The sequence below is a fragment of the Sediminibacterium sp. FW305-C-61 genome, assembly GCF_058231065.1.
Map to the genome: position 1 here is coordinate 170,618 of NZ_JBIQXR010000006.1, position 19,629 is coordinate 190,246.

General features: G+C 39.6%; 16 protein-coding genes. 6 read left to right on the top strand and 10 right to left on the bottom strand.

The window, feature by feature from the left end; all coding sequences use genetic code 11:
- Nucleotides 1–139: 139 nt before the first annotated feature.
- The 3 genes from mqnB to ACH30E_RS15265 all read left to right on the top strand — a co-directional run bounded on the left by mqnB (nt 140) and on the right by ACH30E_RS15265 (nt 2,941).
- Nucleotides 140–808: a futalosine hydrolase gene (gene mqnB, locus ACH30E_RS15255; protein ID WP_490825514.1), complete on the top strand. Its 669-nt coding sequence runs from the start codon at nt 140–142 to the stop codon at nt 806–808.
- 133 nt (nt 809–941) lie between these two features.
- On the top strand, nt 942–1,778 hold the full coding sequence (locus ACH30E_RS15260; protein WP_490825516.1) for a 1,4-dihydroxy-6-naphtoate synthase: 837 nt from the start codon (nt 942–944) through the stop codon (nt 1,776–1,778).
- Nucleotides 1,779–1,840: 62 nt separating this feature from the next.
- Entirely contained in the window at nt 1,841–2,941 is a 1,101-nt protein-coding gene (locus ACH30E_RS15265) for a DNA alkylation repair protein (RefSeq protein ID WP_490825518.1), read from the top strand.
- Between the two features lie 9 nt (nt 2,942–2,950).
- Here ACH30E_RS15265 and ACH30E_RS15270 read toward each other — a convergent pair whose 3' ends face one another.
- Nucleotides 2,951–4,831, bottom strand: a complete 1,881-nt coding sequence (locus ACH30E_RS15270) for an ABC-F family ATP-binding cassette domain-containing protein (RefSeq protein ID WP_294991735.1) — start codon at nt 4,829–4,831, stop codon at nt 2,951–2,953.
- A gap of 65 nt (nt 4,832–4,896) precedes the next feature.
- A complete protein-coding gene (locus ACH30E_RS15275) occupies nt 4,897–5,625 on the bottom strand; it encodes a 3-keto-disaccharide hydrolase (RefSeq protein ID WP_490825519.1) in 729 nt (242 codons plus the stop codon).
- Between the two features lie 362 nt (nt 5,626–5,987).
- Between ACH30E_RS15275 and ACH30E_RS15280 the strand changes: the two genes are divergently transcribed.
- Together ACH30E_RS15280 and ACH30E_RS15285 are read left to right on the top strand one after the other, a co-directional pair.
- The gene (locus tag ACH30E_RS15280) at nt 5,988–7,211 is read left to right on the top strand and encodes a 4-hydroxy-3-methylbut-2-enyl diphosphate reductase (RefSeq protein WP_490825521.1); all 1,224 of its coding nucleotides are present in this window, start codon (nt 5,988–5,990) and stop codon (nt 7,209–7,211) included.
- Nucleotides 7,212–7,289: 78 nt separating this feature from the next.
- Nucleotides 7,290–7,928, top strand: a complete 639-nt coding sequence (locus ACH30E_RS15285) for a Pr6Pr family membrane protein (RefSeq protein ID WP_490825522.1) — start codon at nt 7,290–7,292, stop codon at nt 7,926–7,928.
- A 126-nt stretch (nt 7,929–8,054) separates the two neighbouring features.
- Here the strand turns inward: ACH30E_RS15285 and ACH30E_RS15290 are convergent, their stop codons facing one another.
- The 3 genes from ACH30E_RS15290 to ACH30E_RS15300 form a co-directional block, all read right to left on the bottom strand.
- Entirely contained in the window at nt 8,055–9,197 is a 1,143-nt protein-coding gene (locus ACH30E_RS15290; protein WP_490825523.1) for an efflux RND transporter periplasmic adaptor subunit, read from the bottom strand.
- 9 nt (nt 9,198–9,206) lie between these two features.
- Complete coding sequence (locus tag ACH30E_RS15295) at nt 9,207–13,559, bottom strand: CusA/CzcA family heavy metal efflux RND transporter (RefSeq protein ID WP_490825524.1); 4,353 nt, start codon at nt 13,557–13,559, stop codon at nt 9,207–9,209.
- Nucleotides 13,560–13,678: 119 nt separating this feature from the next.
- The gene (locus ACH30E_RS15300; RefSeq protein ID WP_490825526.1) at nt 13,679–14,062 is read right to left on the bottom strand and encodes a hypothetical protein; all 384 of its coding nucleotides are present in this window, start codon (nt 14,060–14,062) and stop codon (nt 13,679–13,681) included.
- Nucleotides 14,063–14,713: 651 nt separating this feature from the next.
- On the opposite strand from ACH30E_RS15300, the gene ACH30E_RS15305 reads away from it, so the two are divergent.
- Entirely contained in the window at nt 14,714–14,863 is a 150-nt protein-coding gene (locus ACH30E_RS15305) for a hypothetical protein (protein WP_490825528.1), read from the top strand.
- Between the two features lie 7 nt (nt 14,864–14,870).
- Here the strand turns inward: ACH30E_RS15305 and ACH30E_RS15310 are convergent, their stop codons facing one another.
- From ACH30E_RS15310 to ACH30E_RS15330, 5 genes are all read right to left on the bottom strand, one after another.
- Entirely contained in the window at nt 14,871–15,683 is an 813-nt protein-coding gene (locus ACH30E_RS15310; protein WP_490825529.1) for a hypothetical protein, read from the bottom strand.
- 204 nt (nt 15,684–15,887) lie between these two features.
- Nucleotides 15,888–16,397 carry a heavy-metal-associated domain-containing protein gene (locus ACH30E_RS15315; protein ID WP_490825531.1) on the bottom strand — a complete coding sequence of 170 codons (510 nt, stop codon included), beginning with the start codon at nt 16,395–16,397 and terminating at the stop codon, nt 15,888–15,890.
- 125 nt (nt 16,398–16,522) lie between these two features.
- Nucleotides 16,523–16,984, bottom strand: coding sequence for a heavy-metal-associated domain-containing protein (locus ACH30E_RS15320; RefSeq protein ID WP_490825532.1), 462 nt, complete (start codon nt 16,982–16,984; stop codon nt 16,523–16,525).
- A gap of 110 nt (nt 16,985–17,094) precedes the next feature.
- A complete protein-coding gene (locus tag ACH30E_RS15325) occupies nt 17,095–17,487 on the bottom strand; it encodes an HYC_CC_PP family protein (protein WP_490825534.1) in 393 nt (130 codons plus the stop codon).
- A gap of 55 nt (nt 17,488–17,542) precedes the next feature.
- A complete protein-coding gene (locus ACH30E_RS15330) occupies nt 17,543–19,576 on the bottom strand; it encodes a putative porin (RefSeq protein ID WP_490825535.1) in 2,034 nt (677 codons plus the stop codon).
- Nucleotides 19,577–19,629 lie beyond the last annotated feature (53 nt).

Sequence of the window (19,629 nt, forward strand, 5' to 3'; positions counted from 1 at the left end):
AAAAAAGCTAGAAGCTAGAGGCTAGCAGCTAGCAGCTGTTTTTCCCCAGTCAGCAAAGGCTTGTAGCATATTACCAATTACACTCCCCACACAGTCTAAAAACTGTACTTTTATTGTTTATTATCCTTAATCGGAACCTATGCGTGTTATCATTACTGCGGCAACAGTTGGAGAATGGATGCCCTGCTTTCTAAACATCAATAACCTCTATACGGGTGAGAGTCAGCGTTTGAAAGTGCGGTTTCATCAATCAGGTGTGGGTATGCTGGCCAGTTCAGTTTCACTTACCCGTTTGGTTACTGAGGAGAAACCTGATCTGATTATTCAGGCTGGCATTGCCGGAGCATTTAATAACAATTTGCCCCTTGGAAAAGTGGTGGCTATCAGGGAAGAAATATTAGGTGATATGGGTGTGGAAGAAGAAGGAAAATGGAAAGATATTTTTGATCTTAAACTCGAAAAAAGCAATTACCATCCTTACGAGAAGAAAAAATTACCGAACCCATGGCTCAGTACTTACAACCTGCTAAAACTACCGGAACATGCTGCAATAACCGTTAATGAAATAACAACCTCGAAAAAAAGGATTGAATTACTTACAAAAAAATATAAGCCCACCATTGAAAGTATGGAAGGCGCTACTTTGCATTATATCTGCAGAGAAGCCAATATTCCATTTATACAAATAAGGGCCATTTCAAATTATGTAGGCGAAAGAAACAAATCCAACTGGAAAATAAAAGAAGCACTCGACGCACTGAATGATACGCTGATTAAATACCTGGATAAATTGTATAAGATTAAGTGAATGGTGAATGGTGAATGGTGAATTGTGAATGTAGTTTTGTTTTTGAAATAAGTTAACTGCATTTTCAAATTCAAACAAATTGCTTTCAGCATCCCATTTCCAAATTTCCAAATTTCCAAATTTTCAAATTTCAATGACCCTCACCCTAGCTTTCTCCCCCTGTCCCAACGATACTTTTATATTTGATGCCTTGGTTAATAAGCGCATTGATACAGAAGGATTATCGTTCGACGTAGTATTGGAAGATGTACAAACATTGAACCAGTGGGCTTTAGAAGGGAAACTGGATGTATCTAAAATAAGCTATGGCGTTTTACCACTTATACTGAATCAATATAAAGTGCTCAATAGTGGTGGTGCTTTAGGTATGGGCGTGGGGCCACTGCTGATTACAAAAGATCCGTCTATAACCATTGAACAAATTAATGAGGCACGTATTGCGATACCTGGAAAAAACACGACCGCCCATTTACTTTTTTCACTTGCCTTTCCAAATGCACAGAATAAAAGCTTTCATGTTTTCCATGAAATAGAGGACCTGGTTTTATCGGGCGCTGTAGATGCGGGAGTAATTATACATGAAAACCGGTTCACCTATCATCTCAAAGGGTTAAATAAACTGATGGACCTCGGAAATTATTGGGAAACTAAAACAGCTTCTCCGATTCCGCTTGGTGGCATTGTAGTACATAACAGAATACCCAAAGAAGTTGCCCTCCAAATAAATAGGTTGATACAAAAAAGTCTTGCTTATGCATTTAAACATTATCCTGAACTTTCAGATTATGTTCGGATGCATGCACAGGAAATGAGCGAAACAGTAATGCGTCAACATATCGGTTTATATGTGAATGATTTTAGTGCTGACCTGGGAATATCTGGCAAAAAGGCCGTAAACCAACTACTGGCTATTGCAAATGCCGGAATAAACGGTTCTTTACCTGAACCAGGTTCGGTGTTTCTCCAATAACTGTTCCATGAATTGAATATGAATGGAATGAACAAATATTATTATTACGCAAAACGGTTTTAATGAGCACTTTACTTAAAGACCTCTATTCTCCTTTATTCATTGCACAATTTGCAGACAGTTTTCAAAAAGTTCTGCCGACTGTCAACAAAAAAAAATTCATCGAACAAATCAATACACCCGCATTTGCCGGTTATGAGTTAAAGGAAAGAATGGCCCATATCGCACATGTGCTGCACAGGTTTTTACCACAGCCTTATGCGAATGCTTCTGTATACCTTACTAAATTGATAGATCAGGTAAAAAAAGAGGGCCCAACAGCCAGTAGTATAGAATATCTTTTTTTACCCGAATATATTCACCTCTATGGCCTGGATGATTACTCATCATCCATAGCCGCGATGGAATCAGTAACACAATTTATTAGTTGTGAATTTGCGATTCGACCCTTTATACTTCGTTATGAGAAAAAGATGATTCCTCAATTGCTGAAATGGTCCAAACATAAAAACAGGCATGTTAGAAGACTTGCAAGTGAGGGGTCAAGACCACGCTTACCCTGGGCAATGGCATTGCCTTTTTTGAAAAAAGACCCCGGCCCCATTTTACCGATACTCGAAAACCTGAAACAAGACCATTGTGAAGTGGTAAGAAGAAGTGTTGCCAATAACCTGAATGATATTTCAAAAGACAATCCACAGGTTGTACTAAAAATTGCTAAGCAGTGGAAAGGACTTAGCGCAGATACCGATGCGATCATTAAACATGGATTGAGAACTTTATTGAAAGCAGGAGATGCCTCGGCATTATCATTCTATAAGCTGAGCGCAGAACATTTCAATATCAGCAAGTTTAAAGTTAATACACCAGCCATCCGTGTGGGAGATTATCTTGAATTTGAATGCGCTATACATCATTCCGGTAAAAAACCGACCTTATTACGTTTGGAATACGCGATCCAGTATCGGAAAAACAATGGTAGTTTATCCAAAAAAGTATTCAAGATCAGCGAAAGAATGATTCAACCAGGAGAAACCGTTAAAATAAACCGCAGACAAAGTTTCAAACCCATTACGACAAGGGTATTCTATAAAGGAGAACATTTGGTATCAGTTATTATGAATGGACAAGAAAGCAAATCCCTATCTTTCGAATTGGTTTAATTGTTTTAATTAGACCATTTCACTAAGTTCAAGCCAACGCATTTCTTTGGATTCAAGTGCCTGGTTAATCTCCAATAGTCTGTCGCTGAGTTTTGAGATTTCATCGAATGAGCGGTTTCCACTACTCATTTGTTCTGTAATGTCCTGTTTTTCTTTTTCAAGCGCAGGCAATTCTTTCTCCAGTATCTCGAATTCGCGTTTTTCTTTAAAACTCATTTTCCTTTTCGCTACAACCTCTGTCGTTTCTGTCTGCTTTTTCTCCGGAATGACCGCTGTATTCACCTGATTCGACTGTTCCTGTTCTTTCTGCCATATCCGGTATTGGGTATAGTTACCGGGGAAGTCTCGCACTTCACCATTACCTTCAAATACAAACAAATGATCTACCAGTCTGTCCATGAAATAACGGTCGTGCGAAACAATCATCACACAACCCTGGTAATCGCTGAGAAAGTTTTCGAGAACTGCCAGCGTAGGAAGATCTAAGTCGTTGGTAGGTTCATCGAGTATCAGGAAGTTAGGGTTGCGAAAAAGAATGGTAAGTAGTTGAAGTCTTTTCTTTTCTCCTCCGCTTAACGACGACAAATAAGTGTATTGTTTATCGGGTGAGAAAAGAAAAAGTTCCAGAAACTGCGCTGCACTTAGGCTTCCTCCTTTTGCAAGCGGAAAACTTTCTGCAAAACTTTTCACATACTCAATGACACGGAGGTCTTCTTTAATCTGCAATCCCTGTTGAGAGAAATTGCCGAAAATGACTGTGTCACCGATATTTATTTTACCGCTATCCGCTGTTTCAATTTGTTGAATAATATTCAGGAAGGTAGATTTACCAACACCATTTTTTCCAATTACGCCTACTCTTTCTCCTTTGCTGAATGTATAATCAAATCCTTTTAAAATCGGCAGGTCTCCATAAGATTTATAGACCTTCTTCATTTCCACTACTTTGCCGCCCAGGCGATTCATTTTCACTTCCAATTGTAGTTTGGCATCTTCTATTTTTTGTTTTGCCCTGGCTTCTACTTCGTAGAAATTATCCTGTCGGCTTTTACTTTTGGTGGTTCTTGCCTTGGGTTGTTTACGCATCCACTCCAGTTCTTTCCGGTATTGGTTACGGGCTTTATCTATACTGGCCTGTTCACTTTCTATCCGTGCCGCTTTTTTCTCCACGTAATTTTCATAATCGCCTTTATACACATACATGTTTTCCCTTTCCAGCTCCCAGATTTCATCGCAGACTGCATCTAAAAAATAACGGTCGTGCGTTACCAATAATAGCGTGATATTTTCAGCGTTGAGGTAATGTTCCAGCCACTCAATCATTTCCACATCCAGATGGTTGGTAGGTTCATCCATCATCAATAATGTATGCTTATGTTCAAACCCTATATCAATAAGTGTTTTTGCAAGTGCAACCCTTTTTCGTTGTCCGCCACTCAAATTTTTAACGGGCTGGTGGAGGTGATGGATATTTAGCTTACCCAGTATCTGTTTTACCTTGGCCTCAAAATCCCAGGCTCCTAATTCATCCATTCGGGTAATGGCTTCGGCAATTAGGTGGCCATCCTCAGCCTCAGCGGCTGCTTCATAAGCACGGATAGCCGTTATGATGGGGTGTTCAATATGAAAAATATTCTCGAGTACTGATTTAGACTCATCAAATTCAGGCTCCTGCTCAAATAAGGCAACTGTTACTTCCTTATTGATCCAACACTTTCCTTCATCAGCAGTTTCCTGCCCGGCAAGAATGCGTAATAAAGTTGATTTACCCACACCATTACGGGCGATTAACGCAATTTTATCTCCTTCATTAATATGAAAACCAATATTGCGAAACAGTGGGTTGATCCCATAACTCTTGGTAAGACCTTCTACAGACACATAATGCATCCGGCAAAGATAATGAACCTGAGAGGCTAATAAAACTTGTTGTGAAAGGGTGCTGGTATTGCTTACTAAAGCACCCGAATTTTAATGTCCCGAAACCAGGCTTCCCCGCCATGGTCCTGCAAAGCAATATGGCCAGATTTAGTGCTTCCATAAGAAGGTACATCTTTCCACTTGCCTTTTTGCTTGTTTTCTTCCCAGTTTTTATCCCACAAAGTATAAGCAACAATTTTTTTGCCATTGAGCCAGTGCTCCACTGCTCCATTGTTTACAATAATTCTGGTGTGGTTCCATTCACCGGCGGGTTTAGTTGCATCTTCCAAAGGAATATTCATGGCATAGTTGGCCCCGGTTTTTTGCCAGGCTTCTAATTTGGCAGGATAGCCCCTATCATCAATAAGCTGGTATTCCGGTCCACTTTCGTAACTCGCAGGAAAAGCTTCTGAAACAAGGTATAATATACCGCTATTGGCTGCTGGTGCAAGTTTCCATTCCAGTGATAATTCGAAGTTTTCATATTGTTCCTCGGTAATCAGATCGGCATGTTTTGTATTAGCATCTTTATTCCCCTTGCAATAAAGTAATCCGTCTTTGGCTTGCCATGAGTCCGCCGGTTTTCGCTGATACGTTCTCCAGCCGGACAGTGATTGTCCATTAAATAATGACTTCCACCCTTTTTGCTGGCTCTCGCGCTGGCGGGCGATGGTGGTAAAAATGGTTTTTTCTTTTGGGGCGGCTCCAATAACAACACCGCCGCTTACGATAAGGCAAGCTTGCAGAAACATATGGTTCGACATGAGCAACAGTTCGTTTGGTAGGGGGAAGATAGGGAAAATGGGGGAAAATTGGCTGCAAGCTTCAAGCTTCAAGCTACAAGCATTGATGGGTGCTTAATATGGACTTTCTGCTTTTAATGGAATAATAGAGGGGGAGAAAATTTAAGGTCAGTTGCTTAAAGAAATATTTGGTTACCGTAAATACACTTTCTGCTATTAATAGAACACGGATTATCATGATTTTCAAGATTTATCATGATAGATCTTGAAAATCATGAAGATCTGTGTTCCATCCTACGCTTGACTTGCAGCCTGAAGCTTGAAGCTTGCAGCCAAATTTCCCCGGACAGTACTTGCACCCGCCTATTCCCTATCTTTGCTTTATGAAGCAGTTTAATGTGCCGGTTGGGTATCGGAGCCCTTTGATTGGGAGCATCAAACAGACAAGAAAAGAGCAGGATAAGCTGAAGAAAGATTTTTCGCCTACATTACTAGATTTAGGCCCTTTACAGATTTACCTTGCACGTCATTTCGGGTTTTGTTATGGGGTAGAAAATGCCATTGAAATCGCATTTCGTACCATAGATGAAAATCCAGGTAAGCGTATTTTTCTGCTCAGTGAAATGATTCATAACCCGCAGGTAAATCAGGATCTTCAAAATAAGGGTGTTCAATTTTTACAGGATACAAAAGGAAACCAGCTCATTCCATTTGATAGCCTGACAAAGGAAGATGTTGTCATAATCCCGGCATTTGGCACCACGCTGGAAATTGAATCAATGCTCACAGCAAAAGGTATTCCCACAGAAAAATATAATACTACCTGTCCATTTGTAGAAAAAGTATGGAACAGAAGTGAGCAAATTGCCAAAAAAGGTTACAGTATTATAGTTCATGGCAAACCTCAACATGAGGAAACAAGGGCTACTTTTTCACATGCATCCTATCATACGCCAACTGTGGTAGTGAATGATATGGAAGAAACCATTGAATTGGCTAAATATATTACTGGTGAAAAAACCGGGGAGGATTTCTATACGGAGTTTAAAGGGCGTTATTCTGAAGGCTTTTCTCTTGAAAAAGATTTACAGCGTATTGGTGTAGTTAACCAAACTACCCAACTCGCCACAGATACCCAGGCTATTTCAGATTACCTGAAAGCTGTCTTTATCAAACACTTTACATTAACTGCCGATACCATTGCAGATCGTTTTGCCGATACAAGAGATACACTCTGTTATGCTACAAATGATAATCAAACAGCTGTAACCAGCATGCTGGCCAGCACAACTGCTGATCTTGCTATTGTAATTGGAGGATATAATAGCAGCAACTCCTCTCACTTGGTAGAATTATGCGAAGCTAAACTGCCCACTTATTTTATTGATGCCGTAGATAAATTAATAAGTAAGCAGGAAATACTTAACCGAAACTGGCGAACCAAAGAACAAGCTATGGTAGAAAATTATCTACCGCAGCAACCTATTGTGCGCATACTTATGACTAGTGGAGCCAGTTGCCCGGATGCAGTTGTTGAATCTGTCATCCGCAAACTATCATCCTTTTATGATGTTGAAGCTGCCTTGTCTACCTATATAAACCAGTAACTATCCGGGAGGCTAACACCTGCTAAATGATAAAGAACGGCTTGGTTCGAATGCCCATAATTGCTTATTTTTAGTAGCATGATGCATGCCACTGAGAAAAAGAAGGATATACTTATGCCCCTTGCAGGAGCATGTTTGTCCTGGGCCGGGATCATCATACAGCTTACAGATATGCTGATGAATCGACAGCAACCGCTGCTCGCTTCCTTAATTAAATTCTTCAGCTATTTTACCATTCTTACGAATCTACTGGTTGCGATATATTTTACTTCCCTTCTTTTTTTAAAACAGGCTTCTATAACTCAATTCTTCCGAAAATATACCACCACCACTGCTATTACCGTATATATTTTAGTTGTTGGAATTATTTACAACTTGTTATTACGTCAAATCTGGACTTTTACAGGATGGGGGCGAATTTCGAATGAATTATTACACACCATCACTCCAATATATTTTTTATGGTATTGGTTTTTCATGGTACAAAAATCAAAACTACATTTTCGTAGTTCCATATACTGGACCCTATATCCCCTGGCTTATATGGTATATACCTTGATCAGGGGAACATTTTCTCATACTTATCCCTATCCTTTTATTGATGTAAATATTTTAGGATATCCTCGTGTATTCATCAATTGCATTGGTGTTGCTGCGGTATTCCTGGTGTTGTTTTACATCTTTATTGTAATAGGAAATCGTCTTCAAAAAAAATGAGCTAACCTTTGAATTAATTACTTAGCTGAATTTTCTATTAAGTTTTGGATACAAAAAAATCCCAACTATTCAATCAGCGCTGCCATTTAAATAGTTGGGATCGACATTTTATGTTGTATGCGCTACTTAATCTTCATCTGCCTTATTCTTTAATTTCCCCAAAAGACTATACGCATTCTTTAATACCAGTTTATGCTCATTAATATTTATGGACTCTCCGGTTTTTATTTCAACCATTCCATTTTGGATTACACCTGTTTCTATTTCAGTCATTTCGAAATTGCTGCTGTCTTTGGCAATAAAAACATAGCTTTTGCCTTCAAAGCGTACAATGGCAGATTCAGGCACTGCTTTAACTTTCCTGTTTTCCAATTCGAATGTTCCATTTAAGAACATGCCTGGTAATAATTCATGGTTAGCTTGTTCAAAGTGGCAGTGTACAAGTCCACCTCTTGCTTCGTCTACATTTCTGGTAACAAGGATTACATCCACTTCATATTTTTTTCCTGGCTTATCTGCCAGAGAAACTTCTGCCCGCATACCTTTTTTGATAAGCATGATATCTTTCTCAAAAACCGTTAAAGCCGCGTGTATATCATCAGGATCTACTAACTCAAACAATACATCAGCCGGATTTACATACTTACCAATATTCACATTAATCTTGGTTACAAACCCATTGATAGGTGAACGCAGGTTAATGGTTCTGGAAATATTACTTACGGTCAATTTATCGGGGTCGATACCGACTATCCTGAGTTTTTCCTCCAATGATTTTATCAGCACCTGTTGGGTTTTAAAATCTGCTAAAGCCTGCTGGTATATTTTTTTACTCGTTGCATCCTGAGCAGATAAATCTTTCTGTCTTTCCAGATCGGTTGAAAGAAAATCCATCCTGGCTTTGGCCATGAGGAAGTCTTGCTGCAATTGTACATAACTCTGGTCTTCCAGTGTTGCAATCACTTCCCCTTTGCGGACACCCATTCCAGGTAACAAATGAGAATTTTTTAAGTACCCGCCCAATGGAAAACTAACTGAAACCATACTTTGTGGCGGTACATCAACTACGCCATTCACTTTAATAGTAGCACTCATGTTTGTTTCGCTTGCCATTCCGATTTCAATATTGGCATTTCGGATCTGCTCTGCTGTTAAGCTTACTTTATTATCTTCTTCCACAGTTGCTGTTGGCTCACCAGTAGCTTCCTGTTTTTTTGTACCACAGGCTATAGTACCTAGTAGTGCTGCTATGAATATATATTTCCGCATATAATTAGGTTATTTGTTTTGCAATAAGTAATCAAGTTCAATTTCATTCTGCTGTTGTTCGCGTTGCACTTCAGCATATTGTAACTGTATCGAAAGAGCCTGTGTCATTAGTGTGCCCCATTCAATATAATTGATCTGGCCGTTACGGTATTGTAACCCTGCAGTCTGGATCATGGTATTAGATTGAGGAATAGCACTATTCTTATAGTATAATAGACTGGCATTGAATTTTTCCCTGAGCTGCAAACACTGCATTAGTCTTGTCTTTAAATGCATTGATGCCAGTTCAGTTTCAGCTTTCGTTACTTCTTCGTGGATGGTGGCTGCCTGAATACGTGCTTTTCTTGCTTTATTAAAAAAGGGTACCGACACGCCCAATGTAACAGATGAAAATCGATTGCCTGCATTAAAATATTTTTCAGTCCTGTCTTTATAAGTCATCCAACCCATCAGAGATTGGTTATTATACCCAACAAGCCATTCTGGTTTTAATTTGGTTTTTTCCAATTCAGTTTCTGACTGAGCCCTTGCTGATTGTGCTTGATAAAATTGAATTTCCGGATGCTGGTTTAACAGTGCTGTATCATACAGGTTTTGCTGTGCAGTTAAGGCTTCCGCTGGTTCTACCAACAATTCCTGTTGCAGTAAAATTGCCAATTCCAGTTGAACCGTTCTGGTATCAGATTGATTCATCAACAATAACTGTTTATTATGCATTACCTGGTTATCAATGGTTGTTTTTTCTAACAGATTGGATTCTCCTTTTTCAAATCTTAGCTGAGCAACTTTCTGGTAACTACCATAGATACTATCTGTTTTAACGAGTATTTTGTTTCTGGCAGCTAAAAACTGAAGATTCAGGTAAAGTTGTGCAACCAGCTTTTTTAATTGCGCTTTCTGGATGGTTGTATGAATATTGGCAGAGGCCAGGTAATTATTCAACACCGATTCCTGTTTTTGATATAAGGCCCCAGACTGCAAAGTTTGAGTAACTGAAATACGGCTATCAAAATTAAAACTGTTGTAGTTACCCAATTCTGTCAGTATCTGGGTTTTGGGTATTTCACGGGCTGTTCCTTTCAATGTGCTGTAATATTGTTCCTGCAACTTACTCACTTTGATCATTTGCGCTTGCTGAATGGCCATTTCTGTTACTTCTTCCAATTTCATTTGACGAACCGGCTGTGCAAATACGGTTGACATAGATAGCATTCCTAAAATTATAAGGGTTGTTTTCATTGGCCGTATTGGTTTTGTTTTTTCAAAAATCAGGTAGAGTGCAGGTAAAACAAACAAGGTTAAAAAAGTGGCTGTCAGTAATCCGCCGATAACAACTGTTGCCAGTGGTCTTTGAACCTCTGCTCCTGCCCCATTGCTTAATGCCATAGGAAAGAAACCAAATGATGCCACTGCTGCTGTCATTAATACCGGCCTTAACCTTGTTTCTGTAGCGCGTAGTATAATATCATTCAGGTTTAGTTCGCCTTCTGCTTTAAGCCTGTTCATTTCAGTAATTAATACTATACCATTAAGCACAGCCACCCCAAACAATGCAATGAAACCGATACCTGCCGAGATGCTGAATGGCATACCCCTAATCCATAATGCAAAAACACCACCAATAGCTGATAGGGGTATAGCAGAAAAAATCAATAGACAATATTTGAATTTTCTAAAGGCAAAGAATAACATCAGAAAAATAAGTAGCAAGGCTGCCGGAACAGCAATGGTAAGTCTTTTGGTAGCTTCCTGGAGGTTTTCAAACTGTCCGCCATAAGTAATAAAATAACCGGCAGGTAATTTCATTTGCTGGTTAATTTTTGCCTGAAGTTCATTTACAATTGATTGCACATCTCTACCACGAACATTAAATCCGATGGTAATTCTTCTTTGTGCATCTTCTCTTTGTATCTGGTAGGGGCCATCCTGCATTGCAACAGTTGCCAGCAGGTTCAGGGGAACTTGTTGTCCATTAGGTAACCCAACCAATAGGTTTTGTATATCCTCGGCTTCATTACGCTGGTTTTTATCAAGCCTGATAACCAAATCAAATCTTCGGTCGTTTTCAAATACCTGACCAGCCACGCTACCGGCATAAGCTGCCTGAATGGTTTGGTTTACCGATTCAATGCTGGCACCAAAACGTGCTATAGCTTCCCGGTTATAAGTAACGACCATTTGAGGGATACCGGTAACAGTTTCAACATATAGGTCTTTGGCACCATTAACCGTACCAATTACAGAACCTACTTTAGCAGCATAGGATGCCAGACTATCGAGGTCATCACCAAATATTTTACAGACCACGTCTTGTCTTGCCCCTGTCATCAGTTCATTAAAACGCATTTGAACAGGGAATTGAAACCCGGTAGTTACGCCGGGCACAGCCAAAACTTTTTCTCCCATTTTTTCTGCGAGTTCGTCAAAGGTTTTTGCGGATGTCCACTCCTTCTTATCCTTCAATACCACAATCATATCTGCCGATTCAATGGGCATAGGGTCTGCGGGTATTTCTCCTGTTCCCACTTTTGTTACTACTTTTTCCACTTCGGGAAATTCTTTCAGGATTATTTTAACTGCTTTCTGGCTTTCCCTGAGAGTGGTAGTAAGTGATGAGCCAGTTAGTACGCGCGTTTCAACTGCAAAATCTCCTTCCTCCAGTTTCGGTATAAACTCTCCTCCCAGGGTATTCACAATAATCAAGGCTGCAGCAAATAAAACTACGGATCCGGTAATGATCAGGGAAGGTCTTTTGAGTATACGCTTTAAAGCTGGACTGTACCAAGACTGTAATTTTTTCATCATACGGTCTGATATATTTTCCTTGTGCCCGATTTTCTTACTGAGAAAAAAGGCACTCATCATGGGCACATAAGTAACAGAGAGCAGGAATGCGCCGAGGATGGCGAAGGATACAGTTTGTGCCATTGGCTTAAACATTTTTCCTTCAATACCCTGTAAAGTGAGGATCGGCAGGTAAACAATCAGAATAATAATCTGACCGAATACCGCAGCATTCATCATTTTTCCACTTGCATCTTCAACCGTATGATTCATCTGATCCTTGCTGAGTTTTGTGCCCATTGCAAAGCCATTCTGTTTCGACATTTTATGCATAACGGCTTCCACAATTATTACTGCTCCATCTACCAATAATCCAAAATCAAGTGCACCAAGGCTCATCAGGTTTCCACTAACGCCAAATGCATTCATCATGATAATGGCAAACAACATGGATAAAGGAATAACCGTTGCCACAATAAAACCAGCCCTAAAATTTCCCAGGAATAAGACCAATACAAAAACAACAATCAATGCTCCCTCCAGCAAATTGGTTTCAACGGTACCTATGGCATTGTTCACCATTTTTGTACGATCGAGAAATGGATCAATCATTACTCCTTCCGGTAAAGTCTTTTCAATCTGGGTAATTTTGTCTTTGATGTTTTTGATTACCTTATTACTGTTCTCTCCTTTCAGCATCATTACCACTGCACCAGCTACCTCTCCATCATTATTATAAGCCAAAGCACCATAACGGGTGGCACTTCCTATTTTTACTTCGGCCAGGTCTCGCACCAGAATAGGAATACCATTAACCTGCTTAACAACAATGTTTTCAATATCGCCGATGCTTTTTGTGAGTCCTTCTGTTCGGATAAACAATACAGTCGGACCTTTTTCTATATAAGCCCCTCCTGTATTCTGGTTATTGGCCTGAAGTGATTGAAAGACATCGGATATGGTAACATTCAGGCTGCGGAGTTTATCTGATTTAACAGCAACTTCATATTGTTTGAGCTCGCCACCAAAACTGCTTACATCGGCAATGCCTTCTGTTGACAATAACTGCTTTCTTACTACCCAATCCTGTATGGTTCGTAGTTCAGCCATACTGTATTTTCCTTCGTAGCCGGGTTTGGGACGTACTACGTATTGAAATATTTCCCCTAAACCCGTTGTTACCGGACCTAATTCAGGGCTGCCCATGCCCTGGGGTATTTGCTGGCGCACCTGTGATAGTCTTTCATTGATTTGCGTACGTGCCCAATAAACATCAGTTCCATCATCAAATACAATGGTGACAAGGCTTAAGCCAAAACGAGAAAAACTTCTTTGCTCCACAATACCGGGTACATTCCGGGTGGCTTGTTCAATAGGCACAGTAATAAACCGCTCTACATCTGGCGCACCAAGACTGGGTGCATTGGTAATTACTAATACCTGATTATTGGTAATATCAGGAACTGCATCAATTGGAAGGCGCGTGGTTTCAATGACACCCACTATAATGAGTGCAAGTACCATTAAACCCACCATCAATTTATTCCTGACGGAGAAATGAATAATAGCATTTAACATGCGAGTATGAATTTTCTTTTGTTATCAAGATACATGACCTGGCTGTTCTCCGCATGGTAAATCGGTGAACAGCTTATTTTCAATACACATCGAAAGTATGATGTGAAAAGCGGGAGGTATTAGCTTATTCGAGGGGGTTGAAAGATATCGGCCACTGCAATGGTGAAAGGTGCAGCGTCATTTAATAAAGTAAACTCCTGTTGAACTTCGTAGGATAATACTTCACTGATCTGTATACGTTGAGGAGGAAGACTGTTAGAAGCTATCATACAACAATCGTCCATTGTTTTGAAGGGTAGCTGCATGTCGCGGAGATTGTCGTTGTCATTATCATCCTGCCCCATATAATGCATCTGGAGAAAACGTACTAGTGTTACTGATTTGTTGCCTGCCTTGTGCTCATAATAATGTTGCACCAAAACAGGAAGTTTCAGTAATTGACTTGCCTCAGTAGCACCGAAAAGGTAAACTACTACAATAAATATGGCTGCCAGTTTTCTCACTGGTTAAAGGTACTGATTTCCGGGCATTGATGTTTGGGGAAATTTGGGCTATAAGCTGTTAGCCATTAGCCATTGCTGTCCGGTAAAAATATCATTTTTCTCTGAAATTCTTCTACAGCAATCATTCTGTCGCAGTTTGAAAACAGAACCCCTGCTTTTAAAATAAGCCGTAACGATGGCTTGGGCAATATCTATCACCTTATGACAATGAGTAAAATCGATCACGCGGTTGCTCAAAATTGAATGTTACTCCTGGGCCGAATGGCCCCGTACCCGTTCCCAGACTACATTGGCCTCTGACTAAATCTGCTGCGCATGATTTAGTCTGTCTTCGCTTCGCTCGACACCAATGCCAATGAAGGTCTGTCCACGGGTACTGATTGTATTTATTCTTTTTTATCTTCCCTAATTACCTGGCTCCTGTTTAATGTCTGGTTTACTAATTGCTTGCAGCTTGTGGCATGTAGCCTGTGGCTCAGAAGATGCTAGCAAATTTTCCCCGGACAGCAATGGCCATTAGCCATTAGCTTTTAATGGAATAGATGAGGGGGAGATAATTTAAAATGAACTGGTTAGTGAAATACTAGATTGTTACTAATGCACAACCTGTTATTAATAGAACACGGATTTTCATGATTTTCATGATTTATCATGATAGATCTTGAAAATCATGAAAATCTGCGTTCCTTCTACGAGAGACTTGCAGGTCGTATCTTAAAGCATATATCCGAAGGTTCATGGGTTTACCATGGACTATGGACCATGGACTATGGACTATTTGCTATGACCGATACACCATAAGCTACCCCTACTTAAAAGCGTTCAAAAAGAGCCACTCAAAGCTTAGCATCCAGCTTCTGTCTGCCATTCGGTTCATATTGCCTCCCAGTTGAAAACGATATCCCAAATTTAACTTGGCCTGGCTATTGAAAATCAATTGAGCAGCCGGTGCGATATCTACAAAATATCGTTTCTTATCATAAGTACGCTGTCCAAGTAATTCTACATACAAGTTTAAATTGGTTTGATCGTAACTGGTATATTTCTTAGGCAATACCAGGTATCCTGCAGACAATGAATAATTAAACGCCTGATACGGAACAGATTTAGGCCCCGGAAGGCTTCTTCCCTTTTGCAATGATTCAGTCAGACTAAGTGTGGTGGAAATTGCCAATTTATGCAGGAGCTGTGTGGCTATAATACCAGCCTGTACACCACTCTGATCGCCTTCCAGACTTATTTCATCAAATGAAGAAATGTTACGGCTATGAGAAGCTTCAGCAAATGCAGCCAATCTGAAATGACTATACATTCCATCCAGGGTTAGAAAGCGATACTTTGCATAGGTTCGAAAACTTTCGAATTGTTGTGACCTGCTGTACATATTTGAAAATGTAACAGCACCATGCAACATCAGGTTTTTGTTCATGCCAAACATTACTTCAGAAGTATGTCTGCTTTCTGTTCTTCCAGAGAAAGTATTGCGCAACCATTTAGCAGATTGTTTTACGCCGATAGATTTTGAGGGCATATTACTGGCTGGCTCGGTAAACACATACAATTCCTGCGCACTTGCAATATTACCTGCAAGCACTATTATTAAAGTTGTTAAGTATTTCATATTACCTTATGAAGGGGTTAGGGGTTAGGTATTAGGGGTTAGGTGTTAGGTACTAGGTACTGGGTACTGGGTACTGGGTACTGGGGAATATAATAAGTTAGGATAATTTTGCATTAAAAGGTCTCCTTCCTAATACCTAATACCTAATACCTAGTACCTAGTACCCAGCACCTCAACACATGATCCACGAATTAAACTAAGTTATCAGAGCACGGCATGGTATACGCGTTTACCATCAAGGAATCCCGTCGCATAGGCTTTTCCGGCTGTTAGTTTGTATTCTTTAAATTGTTTGGCTGAAACGAATTTCTTATCAATTAACCGGAAAGCTTTTTCTCCTTTAAGCGTTTGGTCATTGCTGTTGATGAATTGAAGTGTTTGATTACCAAGTTGAACCTTGGTTCCTTTCTGCAATTTTATTCCATCAAAATTGGAAGTAACGATTAACTCATCAACAGAGAAGCCTGCGTCTGTAACCGCTTTGCTTAATGCATCGAATTCAACTGTTTTATTATCCTTGAAATAGATTTCATAGGTTGACTTTTGAATATCAACCTGAATCTTATCTACGAATGGCACATCTGAAAGCGATTTGAATACTGCCTTAGAACACATTGCACAGGTAAGTCCACTAGCACGAAGGTTTACTTTTTTTACCTGGGCGCTTGTTGTAATAGCCGATATAATAAACAGGAATAATAAATACTTTTTCATGATTGAAAATTTAAGGTTAAGCAAGCTGCGGACCTATGGTCCATAGACCATAGACCATAGGTCACAGCTAAATTTTCCCGTAAAGCATCACCTATCTGGTGTCTGCTTATAATAGGATGGATGAATTATGCTTTTTTACAGCAGTCTTTGGCGTCTTTAGCACATTTATCGGTACAGCAGTCTTTTGCATCTGTACAATTGGCATCACTGCAACATGCTTTATCATGCTTCATACCGGTAACAGCTTTGCGATCGTATTTACAGCACTCGTGCAGGTTATTATAGGCTGCATCGTTCGCTGTCTGGTCTTTGGTATCATATCCTGCAGCGGCAATCTTCTCCTGGATTTTTGCTCCGTTTGTTTTCGAAGCAGCATATTTCACTTTGAGTATTTTGGTATCCTCATTCCAGATGGCAGTGCTGGCTCCACCTGCTTTTGCGGCCTTTTCAATGGTTGATTTGCACATACCACAATTACCCCAAACTTTAATTTCTTCAGATTTTAAAGCGGTAGTTTTAGTTTGCGCAACTGCAAAAAAGGAGATGAAAGTGCATAATATGCTTAAGTATAGTGATTGTGTTTTCATGACAATAAAGTTTATAAAATGATGTAAATAAATCTGATGGTGCTATAGGAATAGCAATAAGAGTACCGTATTAATACTATTAATACAGCATTAGGACCCTTTTAAGGGTATCAGATTCTGAAAACACAATTAAGCAGATAAGTATCTTGTTCAGACAATAAAGGCGGGCCATTGATGTCGGCATAAACCTTTGAAGTGGTTAACAAATCAATTTGCTCAAACAAGCTAACTGATTGGGGAAGCAGGATAACCGGAGTTTGAATATCATAAAAAGCATAGGTTGCTTTATGATTATCTTCCAGCTTCATCATTTTAAACTCAGTTTTGCAGCAGCCCTTACTGGAAGTTTCCTTTAATGACATGCCACAAACACAGGTTTCTGTGCTATTATGATTTAAATCAACGCTACTAATTTTCCCCATGCAATAATGCACACTCATTACCAGACCACTGCTGATAACGAAATACACCAAGGCTATGATAGAAGTTAAAATGCGCTTCATTACACCACAAAGTTAACAAAGACTTAGAATACCCAGTCAAAAATTCTGTTAATGCTTAATTCACAAAATTCCACCAGATACCTACCCTTGTCCAAAGACTGGTAGATGGGTATAATTCCGACACTTTATTCGGTTTACTAAATTCAAATCCTTTGCTGGTATTCAATGAATTAAGGTTTTCGAAGCGTACAAAACCTTTAAAACTCTTGATCCTGAAATGAAGGAAAAGGTTGATATCCGGCCGGTTACTGAGGGTTTGGGTATTTTGGTAGAAATATTTCCCCAGGAACGGAGAATATCCATCGGCTTTATAGGCGGTATGGTAGCGCAATTCTACTCCGGTAGACAAAAACAGGTTGGTGAAAAAATTGCCTTCAAAAGCAATTCGGTTACGGGTAAGAAGAAGCGGAACATTTACGGGCGGCTGTCCGGTTGTTTGCTGAAGGTCTATTTCTGTATACCAGTTCCAGTAGCGGGATAGTTTAATTTTTTTCTCCGCTCTGATATGAATTACATTGAATAAAGTGGCTTCCTGCTTAGCCTGAAAAAAGCTATCGAAGTACATGTAATTGCTAATGGCATAATAGGAACCTGATAATGCAAATCCACTTCTCGGGTTTTCATACCTGGCAAACAACCGAATGGTGTTTTCCTTATTATAATTAACCCTATTATCAATCGGAAATCTACTTAATGGATTAAGGATGAATGAAGGCGATCTGTTTACATTATGAAATCCGATATTCAGGTAACCAGCTTTCTTACCCAGTAAACGTTTCATACTGATGAAGGCTTCATAATCACCAGCATTATACCCATTCAGGTATAATTCGCCCCTTGCCTCAATATCCCAAACCTGATTTCGGCTGCGGTTCCTGTATTCACCTAATGCATATACATTATAATAGTTCTTGCGGATTACCGAATCAAATTTTCCGGACAGGTTTTGCAATGCAATTCCTGCTTTTATAAATTGACTCTGGTTATTTTTATCCGGGAATGTTAGGATACTGAATTGATTGGTAATATCATTCCAGTGATCCCGGTAGCCGATATTTAATTTATCTGGTACAGTTCTGTTGAAATATTGCAGGTAACTGGAGGAATCTACTGCAAAATCAAAAAACTGGTAATCGCTTGCCGTGAACCTGAATGTATGTTCCAGTCTGAACCTTGAATAAAAAATTTTGTAGATGGTGGAGTCTGTTACAATAGAATCTTTTTTACCAAAATCATAGAACTGGCGTAACAGCACCATTGTTTCTTTGTACTGATTACCTGTATTTACACCTGTATTAAAAGGGTTACGGTTGGCTGCTCCTGCCCTGCCCAATCTTGTTTCCAATTCATAGGGGTCATTTAGTCTTAGGCTATCAAGCTTACGTATATCCTGCAATCCGCCATTTTCAGAGGAAGCTGCTTTATTAGAAAGATAGATCAGATTCAGTCCATATTTACGATTCAATGAACGATAACTGGTCGTAAACCTAAAGTTATTATGACTGGCATTTTGGTTCTTTACATTACCTGGTGCATTACTGAATCGATACTCGATGGAAAAATTAAAATTGTCTTTCTTATTCTGCGTATGCACAAAATTAATCAACTGCTCAGCCTTACTTCCTAATAAATAAGCCAATTCCGTATAAGGTCTTGTAGTCTGGTAAAATTTAGTATTCTCGGGTGTAAAACGGTAAACATCGTAAGCATGAAAGCCTGCATCAAAACCTGCCCGCATGAATGGTTCAAAAACCAGTGGTTGTGCGGCAGTTCCATAATTACCTAATGTGTGGTATCGGTAAGGAAGTGGAAACCGGGTATAAAAATCATTGATAGAAGAATCAATGGTTCTGATACGTGTTGAATCAAAAAAACGATAATAAATAGTGATTGAATCTGCGAGGCTATTCCTGGTTTTAAGTGAATCGTTGCCCGTATTTCGCCTTATCGGTCTACCCTGTGGATCTGTGGTGATACCGGATCTTTGTCCACTGGAACCTCTTGTACGGTAATTGCCACTCTGTGCATGTACAAAGCATACCATGCATATCAACATAACTGTTAAGACCTGGCTTTTTTGTACACGCATGTTTTTGAATATCCTGCAAAATAAGCTGAAACTTATTTGCAGTAAGTTAAAAC

Coding starts and splice junctions, on each gene's coding strand:
- ACH30E_RS15270 (WP_294991735.1), bottom strand. CDS start 4,831: ATGCATTATGTGTCTGTAGAAGGTCTTACCAAGAGTTATGGGATCAAC.
- ACH30E_RS15285 (WP_490825522.1), top strand. CDS start 7,290: ATGATGCATGCCACTGAGAAAAAGAAGGATATACTTATGCCCCTTGCA.
- ACH30E_RS15265 (WP_490825518.1), top strand. CDS start 1,841: ATGAGCACTTTACTTAAAGACCTCTATTCTCCTTTATTCATTGCACAA.
- ACH30E_RS15325 (WP_490825534.1), bottom strand. CDS start 17,487: ATGAAGCGCATTTTAACTTCTATCATAGCCTTGGTGTATTTCGTTATC.
- ACH30E_RS15305 (WP_490825528.1), top strand. CDS start 14,714: ATGATAGATCTTGAAAATCATGAAAATCTGCGTTCCTTCTACGAGAGA.
- ACH30E_RS15280 (WP_490825521.1), top strand. CDS start 5,988: ATGAAGCAGTTTAATGTGCCGGTTGGGTATCGGAGCCCTTTGATTGGG.
- ACH30E_RS15260 (WP_490825516.1), top strand. CDS start 942: ATGACCCTCACCCTAGCTTTCTCCCCCTGTCCCAACGATACTTTTATA.
- mqnB (WP_490825514.1), top strand. CDS start 140: ATGCGTGTTATCATTACTGCGGCAACAGTTGGAGAATGGATGCCCTGC.
- ACH30E_RS15290 (WP_490825523.1), bottom strand. CDS start 9,197: ATGCGGAAATATATATTCATAGCAGCACTACTAGGTACTATAGCCTGT.
- ACH30E_RS15320 (WP_490825532.1), bottom strand. CDS start 16,984: ATGAAAACACAATCACTATACTTAAGCATATTATGCACTTTCATCTCC.
- ACH30E_RS15330 (WP_490825535.1), bottom strand. CDS start 19,576: ATGCGTGTACAAAAAAGCCAGGTCTTAACAGTTATGTTGATATGCATG.
- ACH30E_RS15310 (WP_490825529.1), bottom strand. CDS start 15,683: ATGAAATACTTAACAACTTTAATAATAGTGCTTGCAGGTAATATTGCA.
- ACH30E_RS15275 (WP_490825519.1), bottom strand. CDS start 5,625: ATGTCGAACCATATGTTTCTGCAAGCTTGCCTTATCGTAAGCGGCGGT.
- ACH30E_RS15295 (WP_490825524.1), bottom strand. CDS start 13,559: ATGTTAAATGCTATTATTCATTTCTCCGTCAGGAATAAATTGATGGTG.
- ACH30E_RS15315 (WP_490825531.1), bottom strand. CDS start 16,397: ATGAAAAAGTATTTATTATTCCTGTTTATTATATCGGCTATTACAACA.